General features: G+C 40.0%; 13 protein-coding genes. 1 reads left to right on the forward strand and 12 read right to left on the reverse strand.

Annotated elements, in window-relative coordinates:
* Window positions 1-32: 32 nt before the first annotated feature.
* The 12 genes from MKX35_RS21025 to MKX35_RS21080 all read right to left on the reverse strand — a co-directional run bounded on the left by MKX35_RS21025 (window position 33) and on the right by MKX35_RS21080 (window position 10,784).
* Window positions 33-1,136: a PRK06851 family protein gene (locus MKX35_RS21025; RefSeq protein WP_076298901.1), complete on the reverse strand. Its 1,104-nt coding sequence runs from the start codon at window positions 1,134-1,136 to the stop codon at window positions 33-35.
* A gap of 91 nt (window positions 1,137-1,227) precedes the next feature.
* On the reverse strand, window positions 1,228-1,683 hold the full coding sequence (locus MKX35_RS21030) for an NUDIX hydrolase (protein ID WP_076298900.1): 456 nt from the start codon (window positions 1,681-1,683) through the stop codon (window positions 1,228-1,230).
* A gap of 154 nt (window positions 1,684-1,837) precedes the next feature.
* Window positions 1,838-2,605: a (S)-benzoin forming benzil reductase gene (locus MKX35_RS21035; protein WP_076286406.1), complete on the reverse strand. Its 768-nt coding sequence runs from the start codon at window positions 2,603-2,605 to the stop codon at window positions 1,838-1,840.
* Window positions 2,606-2,765: 160 nt separating this feature from the next.
* Entirely contained in the window at window positions 2,766-3,386 is a 621-nt protein-coding gene (locus MKX35_RS21040; protein WP_076298899.1) for a thermonuclease family protein, read from the reverse strand.
* 176 nt (window positions 3,387-3,562) lie between these two features.
* Window positions 3,563-4,741: an MFS transporter gene (locus MKX35_RS21045; RefSeq protein WP_076298898.1), complete on the reverse strand. Its 1,179-nt coding sequence runs from the start codon at window positions 4,739-4,741 to the stop codon at window positions 3,563-3,565.
* A gap of 82 nt (window positions 4,742-4,823) precedes the next feature.
* Window positions 4,824-5,135 carry an ArsR/SmtB family transcription factor gene (locus MKX35_RS21050; RefSeq protein ID WP_060624147.1) on the reverse strand — a complete coding sequence of 104 codons (312 nt, stop codon included), beginning with the start codon at window positions 5,133-5,135 and terminating at the stop codon, window positions 4,824-4,826.
* Window positions 5,136-5,182: 47 nt separating this feature from the next.
* The gene (mraY, locus tag MKX35_RS21055) at window positions 5,183-6,136 is read right to left on the reverse strand and encodes a phospho-N-acetylmuramoyl-pentapeptide-transferase (RefSeq protein WP_076298897.1); all 954 of its coding nucleotides are present in this window, start codon (window positions 6,134-6,136) and stop codon (window positions 5,183-5,185) included.
* A gap of 321 nt (window positions 6,137-6,457) precedes the next feature.
* Window positions 6,458-7,087: a hypothetical protein gene (locus tag MKX35_RS21060; RefSeq protein WP_076298896.1), complete on the reverse strand. Its 630-nt coding sequence runs from the start codon at window positions 7,085-7,087 to the stop codon at window positions 6,458-6,460.
* A 114-nt stretch (window positions 7,088-7,201) separates the two neighbouring features.
* Entirely contained in the window at window positions 7,202-7,945 is a 744-nt protein-coding gene (locus tag MKX35_RS21065; RefSeq protein WP_179085851.1) for an ABC transporter permease, read from the reverse strand.
* Window positions 7,946-7,993: 48 nt separating this feature from the next.
* Entirely contained in the window at window positions 7,994-8,743 is a 750-nt protein-coding gene (locus tag MKX35_RS21070) for an ABC transporter permease (RefSeq protein ID WP_042193809.1), read from the reverse strand.
* A gap of 127 nt (window positions 8,744-8,870) precedes the next feature.
* Entirely contained in the window at window positions 8,871-9,926 is a 1,056-nt protein-coding gene (locus tag MKX35_RS21075; RefSeq protein ID WP_042187774.1) for an ABC transporter ATP-binding protein, read from the reverse strand.
* Window positions 9,927-10,004: 78 nt separating this feature from the next.
* Window positions 10,005-10,784: a GTP cyclohydrolase II gene (locus tag MKX35_RS21080; RefSeq protein WP_076298895.1), complete on the reverse strand. Its 780-nt coding sequence runs from the start codon at window positions 10,782-10,784 to the stop codon at window positions 10,005-10,007.
* Window positions 10,785-10,977: 193 nt separating this feature from the next.
* On the opposite strand from MKX35_RS21080, the gene MKX35_RS21085 reads away from it, so the two are divergent.
* On the forward strand, window positions 10,978-11,304 hold the full coding sequence (locus tag MKX35_RS21085; protein WP_042127276.1) for a winged helix-turn-helix transcriptional regulator: 327 nt from the start codon (window positions 10,978-10,980) through the stop codon (window positions 11,302-11,304).
* Window positions 11,305-11,346 lie beyond the last annotated feature (42 nt).

Raw genomic sequence — 11,346 nt, forward strand, 5'->3', positions numbered from 1 at the left:
CCGCCCTCTAGAGAGCGATCTTAAATGTAGGTTTAAACCTCCAGTGGACTTTCAACAATCTCATTGATTTCCTCTAAAATCTGCGATTTAATCTGGTCTACTCGATCAAAATTCAGGGTAGAAGTATAGATTTGCTTTAATGCAACTAGGAATACTTTTGCGTCTGTAAGATGTTGTGTGGATTGTTTCATGGTACTCGAATATCGCTCTTTAATGCCGGCTATAGCTTCGGAATATTCTTCATCTGTACCAGGCAGTATACAGCGGGAATACATATCGACGATCTCGTCGGTTGCCCGATCAGGGTAGTACTCATGTGGAGCCGTACTATCAAAAATAGCAAATCCAAGCTCACGCACGATAATCATATCAAGGCTATTTGGATCGAAGCCACAGTGGTAAATTTCAACATCGAAACCACGTTTGATGCCTTCAGCCGCTATTTTCTTCAACAGTGTAGATTTTCCGGAGCCCGCACGTCCTTTAACCAAATATCTTTTTAGTCCTGAGGTTAGATTAGGAACAAAATCCACTGCCCCCTTAGGCGTCGCCGCACCTAAAAAACGATGATCTACCCGGCTGGATTTTTCAGATTTCTGATCACCATACAGAAGCTTAATATACTCCTGTGTCAGTTCGTCGGCTGCTTGAAAATCCATTTTCGCGATATAAATTGCTTCCCATTCGTCATGAATGCGAAGAGCTTCTGCAAAGCCAGCATAAGCCAATTCATGTTCTTGTTTAATGGCTCCGACTAAATTATCGATTTCCAACTTCTGCTGGCACAACTGGAACTGATCAGCGGCCTGCTCCAAATCTACAAATACGATGGACTCTTCAGGCAGTTCAGGGTTTATTACTCGCGGAGCTGTTCCATCCACAATTCCTATATTTAATTTGGGAATAATCACACCGTCGAATGAATCGTTATCTGATGCAGTGTGGATGAACCAGATCTCATAACCTTGTTGATTCAACTGCTCTCCAATTTCTCTAATCAGTTTGGTCTGCCCCGTACCTGGGCCTCCTTTTAAAACATATAGACGCGTTAAACTTTGCAATGACGACTCATAGAGGCTGTAAAAGCCGTGAGCCGTATTCCCGCCAGCAAAGAAATTGAGGATTGTTCCGTTCATAATCGCACACCTTTCCGGGCTAATGTCATGGTTCATATTTCATCGTATTATGGTTCCCTGGGAAAGGTGACACTTTAAGTGAGATGTGGTCTTACTTCATAAAATGATCCATAAATCTCTTAATGACTGGAACATCAGGAGGTGATAACTCGCTAGGCAATTCTCCATAATTAAAAAAACGGACTTCTTGCACTTCAATTCCATCTTCTTTAAGCGCACCGTCAAATTCTGTACATAGATAAGCGGCTACAACATTATATACTTCATCACCGTTTGGATATTTGTAATAAAGCTCTTGTCCAGAAAACATGTCGAACAATTCAAGTCCTCTGGCTTGTAAACCTGTCTCCTCAAAAAGTTCCCTTTTAGCAACCTCTTCCAAAGTCTCCCCAAGCTCCATCGAGCCACCTGGCAACCCCCAGCAACCGTTGTCCATTCTACGTTGTAATAGTAATTGCTGCTCGCTACACAACAAAACACAGGCTCCTGCCATAATAAGCGGCCTGGTACCTACTAGTTTTCTTAGCTCCATAATATAATTGCTCATTACACAGCATCCTTTTCCTTAATGGCTTGTTTTTTTGTTCTTTTCCAGAAATTCAGCTTCAGTAAGTCCAGATCCGATCATCATCCTGCCAATAATAAATGCTGTAATCTATATCTCGCATAATACACTCCGAAAAGTAGTTATTTTAGTCTGTTTATATACTTAAATGCTGTTGAAGTTTTGAGTAATCATAAATATCCACAACTGCACCGTGTTCAAAATTAGGCTTAAACAAAAACTCAATGATTTGTTGTGCTGTTTCCTGTGCTGTTGTGAGCATCCCAGTATCCTTAACCACCTCAAATATCTCTGCTGATGGAAATGTTGATTTATCCTGGCTTCTAGCCTCTTTTTGCAGATTGGTATCAATCATTCCTGGCCAGATCGATACAATTCCAACTGGTGTTTTGGAGTGATTCTGTTCTAGTCCCACACATTGTGAAAAAACATCTAGTCCAGCTTTCGCTGCTGAATACAGACTCATGCCAGGATGATGATTTTTAGCAGAAGAGGATGATATATTTAAGATCCTTTTGTCGATTAGATGACCATTTGTATGCTTTATAAACATTGAGGTTAGTATAATGGGAGCTAATAAATTCACATTTATATTTCCCATTATTTCATCAACCCTAGCTGTATCAATAAATGAGACAGGAGCAATCATTGAAGCATTATTAATAAGGTAGATTCCCTCCGCTTTTGACACGTCAATAGAATTGAAAATACTCCCCATCAGAGATTCAATCAGATGAATGTGATTCAAATCAAATTCATAATAGGTTATATTACTATTTTTGCTTACTAAACTCTCATTTCTTTCACGTGAGATACAAAACAAATAGTGATCAGGAGAGACTAGTTGTTCTGCTATTGACTCTCCAATTCCTCTTGAAGTTCCTGTAATAATGAAGTATTTCATAAGGGCAATCCTCCTCGAATTATAACCTGATACTAATACCAACTACTAGAGTATCCCATTTAAAGAATCGCCTTGTCAAATACATCCATTCTGTGTATGTTCTCCCTAATATAAAAAAAGCTACCTCATGGTAGCTCTATAAATCCTGATTACTTGATATTTATTTCGTTTTTGGAACATGAAAACCATTGTTTTGCGCGTAATTTTCAATACTCCAGATGCCGATTCCCTGCTCTCTTGCTTTATCCTGAATAGCTCTAAATTGATCTACGTATTTCGTATTAGGTGCAAATACATATGCCACACGTGCATAACCCTGCTCTAGCAGAAGCTCATTAAACATTTTGCCATCGATATAGAGATAACAGAGTAGACGACCATATTTATCTCGTTCTGATACATCTAGTTCAATTTGCACATCTTTATTAGTAAGCATCTTTTTGGCATAATCAGAGGCTTCTATCGAAAATGGCTGTGGCTCAGGAATGTTCGGATTAACGGATTCAGGGGTATCGACTAGTAGCAAGCGTACTGTTTCTTTTTTACCGTCGATAGTCAGCTTCATGGTGTCACCATCAACTACCCGTGTTACCTTAGCATCTAATAAACGTCTGTTGTCCTCTTGTGTATTCTTTGCCGTAGCATCAGATTTAGGGCTAGGACTTGTTGTTATAGATGGAGCTTGATCTGAAGTAGACTGCTCGGTGAAAGTGCAAGCGGTAGCTGTTCCGAGTATGAGGGTGATGGCTAAGCAGATTTTTAATAGATACGTTTTACTCATGGATAAACCTCTTTCTTATACATATGCAATAGCTTCATGGGGTCTAATTAAAATAAATCAAAATAGTAAAAAACACAAGTATGTAATACTTAATATAATATAGAAAACAACGACAGCTATGTATCAGAAAAATAAGATACATGGCTGTCGCTGTTTTAATAAATTCATAATCTCCGTTAATCACCCAGCTTAGCTTCTGTTACGTTTAAGTTAGAAATTTTTATTTTGATTATGATCGATAAGAAAGCAAGCAGGGAAAAAATAATTCCAATCCAGAGGAGTTCATGTATACCCGAGCGAGAAATAAACCAACCACCGATAGCAGTCCCTATAGTAATTCCAAGGTTGGAAAATGAAATAAACAAGCTGTTACCGAATTCGGGAGCTTCTTTTGCCTCGGTCGTTAACCATGCTTGACTGACAATGAGTCCGCCGGAATGTACTGCCCCCCAAATGATTATGATAATAACCATCGGAATGAAATAAGATCCTAGATAATAAACGAAGAGGTAAGTTACCGCATATAGCAGAGGAAACATGATGACGGTCTTTGGAATGCTTTTATGCAAAAGGCCCCCAAATAAAAAATTCCCAAAAATCATGACTATACCAAAGGCCATCAACATGATACTAATCCATGATCCATTCATATGTGTTACTTGACCAAGATACTCAGCGAAGTAACTATATACAGAAAACATAGCTGCAAAGATAAAAATAACAGTCACAATATTTAACCACAATAGGGGTTTGCGTAGTATACCAAGCTGCTTGCCATAAGACATTTTTTCTTTAACAGGCATGGAAGGAAGCCAAGCGAGTATCCCTAAAAAGGCAATTATACTTACAACAGCACCAAATAGGAAAGCAACTTCTAATGATATTTTGTCCGCGAGATAAGAAGTCAAAGGCACACCAAAAGCAAACCCGACTGTGATTCCGGCGAAAACCTTTGTAACTGCTTTAGTACTCTTTTCTGGTGGGACAAGTTGAGCAGCGGTCACAAGAGCAACTGAAAAAAAGACAGGATGAAAAATAGCAGGGATAATACGAAAAATCAGCATTACTTCAAACATTGTTGTATAAGCGTACACAACATTTGAAATTGCAAAAATAAGTACAGCCGTTAATAGAATAACTTTACGATTAATACCAGAAGCCAGTAATGTTAGAAATGGACCAGAAATAGCAACGACTAAAGCAAATATACTTACAAGCCATCCAGTCTGTGAAGTCGATATATTAAATTTTTGAGTTATCTGCGGTAGAACACCTATAATCCCCATTTCCGTAGTGATAATACCAAATACACCTAAAGCCAGAATAATGATAAGCAACGGGTTAATCTTTTTCATTTTTAAAATAATCCTCCATTTATATTCACATATACAGATTTGTAGATATGTATTATCAAAAAAAAGTCTTCCCTCCTCTCATTTATAGTTTCTGTTTAATATACTCGGAAAATTCCTGAATTGTCTTCTCGTTCCGACGATAGTACGTCCACTTCCCAATTCGCTCAGATTCCAACAAACCAGCTTTTTGCATTGTCAACAAATAACTCGAGATAACAGACTGTGCAAGTCCCGCTTTAGCTTGAATATCTCCCACGCATATTCCAGTTCGAAAACTAAGGCCTTGTTGTAAATAAGGCTTCTCATCAAAGAATTCCTCTGGAGTTTTTAACCACATCATAATCTGACTACGCGTCTCGTTAGACAAAGCTTTAAATATCACTAAAGGTTCCATGCATTTTATTATATCTACTTTTATAGATTTGTAAATGCAAAATTTATTTAGTGCATGAGATATTTCCAAATTAACCAGCAAATCAGTACGGATACCCAAGAAATGAAACCGAAAATCATCACGATTTTGTTTTCGCTCCATCCATATTTTAAGCTGAAATGGTAATGAATCGGAGCCATTCGGAACAGACGCAGCTTAGTTCGTTTATAGTACCAAACTTGTAATATGACCGACAACTGCTCCGCAAAATAGACGAAAAACAAAATCGGAATCAAAAGCTCGACCTTCTCAATGACAGCTAAAATGGAAAGAGAGCCACCGATCGCCAGCGATCCTGTATCGCCCATAAACGCTCTTGCCGGATAAATATTGTAAAGGAACAGCCCAAGCAGACAGCCGATCATAACAAGGGAAAATGTCTGCACTTCAGGTTTGTCCGAAATCATAAAAAAGAAAAAATACGTCGGAATGGCTACATTGATCAGTAGCCCATCAAGACCGTCCGTAAAATTGATGGCATTTGCGGAGCCCACCACAAACAGCAAAATGATTCCGACATAAAGGTACAAAGGCAATTGCAAATAGTCCCCTTGAAATAACCCAATATCGCTCGTCAGGCCGAACGAATGGAACAACACATACAAAATGGTTCCAGTAAAAATAAATTGTGACACTAGCTTTGAGCGACCGGTGATGCCGGACGGATTTTGCCAAAAAGCCTTTTTGAAATCATCGAGAAATCCGACTGAGCTGAACAACAAAAACGTGACGCATAAGAGTAACATTAGAGGTCCGGGATGAAACTGTAACGAGATCGCTATCCCGATAAGCAGGACCAACCCTGCCATAAGCGGTGTACCACGTTTGGCCTGATGATCCGCTGGTAACTCGGAGCGAATTGGCTGCGTTAGCCTCAGCCTGTGCAGTGTCCAGATCAACAACGGCGTAAATATCGCCACTAGAAGAAAAGACAGGCCGGAAATAGCCATAATTCCAAACATATAACAAACTGCCCCCTCTTTGAAAAACAATATTTTAAAACTTCCACTCCAAATACTCTACTCTGGAACCTAACTCACACTCACGAAATTGATTTGAGAGTTATTAAGATCGCTTGAATTATGTAAAGTTTTATCCCTCTCACTTGTATCTTTAGTAAAATGATATATGTAAATAAAACTTTGATAAAGAGAAAGTATTCTGTTTTTATTTCCTATTTTCGCTCCTCATTAAGAAATACTTCCGATCAATAAATAAAGGACTGCCTATCGGCAGCCCTTCATTTATTTCGCATCCCTCTCTGTTTTCAAATCGATAATTACCTAAGAGTCTAGCTCTGCTAATTCCTGAAGGATTTTCTCAATATCACCATCAGGATTTAACGCTTTGATCATCTCTTTCGTAATAGCTGCACCCTCATAAACTTGTGCAACAACCTCTAAGGGGAGTGTGAGTTCAAAATAACCTTCGGCAAATTCCACAAAATCCTCAGCTGTGCGGAAAATAGTCCCTAGCAAAAAATCCGAACCATCTTCTGTCCCCGCTGGAATCTCTACCTTCCCCTTTTTCCACGTCAAGTCATTATTTTCACGCCAAAAACAAAAAGTAACATCATCCTTAGTTATCGCCTCATCTTCCAGTAAAGACAATAGTGAGGTTGGGACTTCTTCATAGATTCCTGGCCAAACTTCATGTTCGTCGCGCGCATATGGACTTACTTCGGATTCATGATCAAAACCTTTAATTATCGTTCCTTGAGGTGTAAAAATAATAAACAAATGATCACCTGAGCCATTATCGATCGATGCTAGAGAAACATTCTTATCAAATTTAGAATCAAAACTATGATAGCGAAGCCATTCCTCTGAACATAGGACAATATTTAGAGAAGCAAGTATTTTCATGAGTTTTTTTAAGTTTTCGGGTGCTGGTAAAATATCTAACACATTCATCTATGATTCCTCCCCATTCTAGTTATTAATGATTTTAGCATATTGATGAATTAGGAGTGAAAAAAAAGACTACCCGAAGGTAGCCTTTCCAACTTAACAAGACAATAGCTTAGCTTAAGATCCCGCGCCCTTATATCTTCTAACCCCATAACTCCAAGCTAACAGACCAATCCCAAGGAATATCGCACCTACAACAGGTGTCATCAGCGCCAGGCTCGTCATTTCTTCACGCTGCAGGAAGAGCGCTGCTGGATATACCCCGACGAATGCAAACGGGATAATCCAAGTTAGAAGTACCTGGATAGCACGATTGTAAATCGTTACCGGATAACGGCCATAAGTCTGAATGTTGTACATTAACGGAAGAATGCCAGTAGGAGCATCCGAATAGAAAGACAATGAAGTCAATGTTGTATAAATCCCAGTATAGATGGCGACGGCACTTAACGTAAGAATGATCAGAGCCGGTATCGTCCACCATTCAAAGGGAAGACCCAGATTACTACCACTGATGGCCATAATAATAATACCTATGAAAGAGCCCATTAGTGCTGGTGGATCAACATTTTCCAAAAAGATCTGGAACAGATTATGCGCCGGACGTGTCAAAATACGGTCCATCTCACCTTTGACGATGTAACGCTCACTGAATCCCCATAGATTCACAAAACAACTAAACACCCCAAAAGGCACCATAAAGAACCCATAAACGAACACTACTTCGTTCTGATTCCAGCCGCCAAGGCTATCCGTATGCATGAAGATTACTAGTATAAAGATAAAATTTGTAGCCTGAAAGAGCAAATCTGATATGACCTCTACCCAAAAATCGGCGCGATAGGTGAGCCGGGACTTCATATAGTTTTTAATGTATTCAATTAATAATCCAAGGTAATACACGTTTCCTCAACCTCCCTGCACGAAGAGACGCTGCCGCGCCGCATGATATAACCAGACAATTGGAATCAGTAAGGCCAGGAACCAAACGATCTGTATCCCCAGTACATTCCAAATCCCAACCCCTTGCACCCGTCCTGTAAATACAGAACCCGGCAAGTAAGTAATCGCCTGAAACGGCAGCACCTTAAGTATAGAAGATAACCAGTCAGGAAACAGACTGATCGGCACGATCAGACCAGAGAACAGATCAACAATTACCCGCTTCATACGCATCATGCCCTCATTATTCTCAACAAAGAAAGCTGAGAGCCCAGTAATAATATTGATCTGTGAATTAATCAAAAAGCTGAAAAAGAGCATTACAAGAAAACCCGCCCAAGCAGATGGTGCTGTCGGTAATTGAACCGGGAACAACAACATCGCTATAGCCATACCCGGAATCATAAACAAGAGGAAGCGGAACATTCCCTCTCCGAGTCCTTGCATCATTTTGACTAAGACATAGTTATAAGGCCTTATAAACTGGATAGCGATACTTCCGTCTCGTATATCCGTAGAGATCTCGCGATCTAGATTATTAAAATAAAACGCACGAGCCATCCAAGAAACAGCGACATAAGACGTCATTTGCGTTGCGGTAAAGCCACCAAGTGAATCCCCATTACCATAGATGGCCATCCATGTGAAATAGTTAACCCCGATATTCAGTGAATAGATAAGAATACCTGAGTAGTAGTTAATCCGATAAGCAAGCATGGTAAGGAACCGGATCCGTATAAAATCTAAGTACGCCCCAAACAGTAATCTACGACTATTCTCTGGAGGACCACCTGAAGACGAACCTCCTGAGGACGAAGACATAGCTGTTGCAGCATTAAGCTTATCAGACATGTAAAGCCTCTCTTTCATCCTTCAGAGCGGCAGCTTGTTTCTCTGGTTTATCCGCAGACCCGGATTGATAAATACTGCGAACAATATCGTCCGTATTCGTCTCAATGATTTTGATATCAGTAATGTCGGCTTTCCCTACTACCCGTCCCAAAACATCGGATACATTAATATCCAGCGGTATCCAAACCGATGCTCCAAGATCGTTGTCTGCAGACCAAGTAACCGGCATCCCTTCAGTCCAAAGCTCAAGCAATTGCCGTTTCGTTGCATTTCCGAATTGAAATTGAACTTCACGTCCGGTTCCCCAGCGCTGTTTCAGATCTTCTAGGCCGCCGTCATAAATAATTCGACCATCGTCAAGCATGATCACCCGCGAGCAAAGGGCTTCAATATCTTGCAGATCATGTGTAGTCAACAGTATAGTTGTTCCATGCTCACGGTTCATATCTTTAAGGAATTCACGGATCTCTGACTTCACCACAATATCTAAACCAATGGTTGGCTCGTCCAGAAATACAATCGAAGGGTTATGAAGTAATGCTGCGACTAATTCACAACGCATCCGCTGACCGAGACTGAGCTTACGAACAGGACGATTCAGTAGTTCTTGCAACTGCAATCGTTCGACTAATTCATCCAGCCGTTTCTTGAAGTCTTGTTCAGATACCCGGTATACCTTGCGCAGCAGCTGGAAGGATTCAATGACCCCAATGTCCCACCATAGCTGGCTGCGTTGCCCAAACACCACACCGATATTCTTCACGAATTTCTCGCGCTCCAAATAAGGAACATAACCACCCACCGTAAGATTTCCTGAAGTGGGTACGAGAATGCCCGTGAGCATTTTGATCGTGGTTGATTTCCCGGCACCGTTCTCGCCGATATAACCACAAATCTCACCTTCGGGAATGGAAAAGGAAATATCCTTCACAGCAGTTACTTCCGTATACTCCCTTTTAAACAAATCAGCGAAGGCCCCTTTGAGACCTTCGCGGTTTTTTTGTACTTTGAATGTTTTGCGTAAGTCTTGTACTTGAATAGCAGTCATATTGTACCTCACTAAGCTTAAAGTTGGGTTCCAGTAACCCATTATAATTGAAGAAGTGCAAAAGCACTACCTCAATTTTTACTTAGCCAGTCTTCCTACAATTGGATTCGCTTCTTTCACTGCCTCTAAATGTCCTGAACGAGCCACTTTGGTGCGTAAGTATTTCTCGTTAAAAGAAGATACATCTCCCCACAGCGCTACTCTTTTCACAGCATTCATACCTGCAGTCTTGAGAGCTTCCAGTTTCTTCGGATTGTTAGTAATTAACGTGACTGGTTTTTGACGTAGCTGTTGTAGAACGCTGATCGCTTCTTCATAATTTCTTGAATCATCAGAAAAACCCAGTTCTAAATTAGCCTCAACTGTATCGTATCCTTCTTCTTGTAAAAGATACGCTAAAGATTTGCTAAACAGTCCAATGCCTCTACCCTCATGGTTAGCAAGATAGAATAACGCACCTGAACCGTGTTCGACGATCATTTTCATGGACTGATGCAGTTGGAAGCCACAATCACAACGTTTACTGCCAAAAATATCGCCGGTATGACAAATGCTGTGCATCCGAATCAATGCTTCATCTGAGCCTTCGAAATCACCATATACTAAAACACTGGATTGCTGACCATCTGCGAGGCTCATGGATGGTAACTTTGAAATCAAAGCGGCTGTTGCTTCACTATTATCACCAAGAAGCTCTGCATCCGTAGTGTTCAGCCAGTTGTACCATTTAAAAGTAACAGTCTCTCCGTCTAAATTCACGGGTAAAGTAATCGGTCCAACCAATATATTTGTACTGTTTTCTAAAGGAATCCGAGTAATTTTATTTTGTAGGATAGAAATAATATCTGGTTTTGTCATGTGTAACACCTTCCTCAATTTCATCTGGTATAGCTATAGCTATACATAAGGATCGAATATTAGTTAAAATATAAGTAACTATTTGTAAGTAAGTTTATCATTGTAATATAACTTCGTCAAGTTATAATATATCTTTAAATATTTATAATTACTTTATGTAAGTTTATGATATAATGAATGTCGAGGTGATATTATGAATGATTTCAACATGTGTCCTCGCTTTGAAAAAGCGGTAGACTTGCTAAGTAAACGTTGGGTCGCGCTGATCGTTTTCGTGCTTATGCCAGGTCCACGTCGTTTTGGCGAAATAGAAAGCTGTCTGTCCAATCTAAGTGGTAAAGTGTTATCTGACCGATTAAAAGAAATGGAAATCGAAGGTATTATTGAGCGAACCGTATATCCAGAAATGCCAGTACGCATTGAGTACTCCCTTACTCCAAAAGGAACCGCGTTGGCTCCTATACTTGGTGAAATTGGAAATTGGTCTACGGACTGGATTGAGCTTGGTGTTACAAATTAATCCGACTTATACTAACTTGAAGAGCCCTTTTTGTTCCGTAAA

The sequence above is a fragment of the Paenibacillus sp. FSL R5-0923 genome (assembly GCF_038009145.1).
In the GTDB taxonomy this organism is placed as follows: domain Bacteria; phylum Bacillota; class Bacilli; order Paenibacillales; family Paenibacillaceae; genus Paenibacillus_AQ.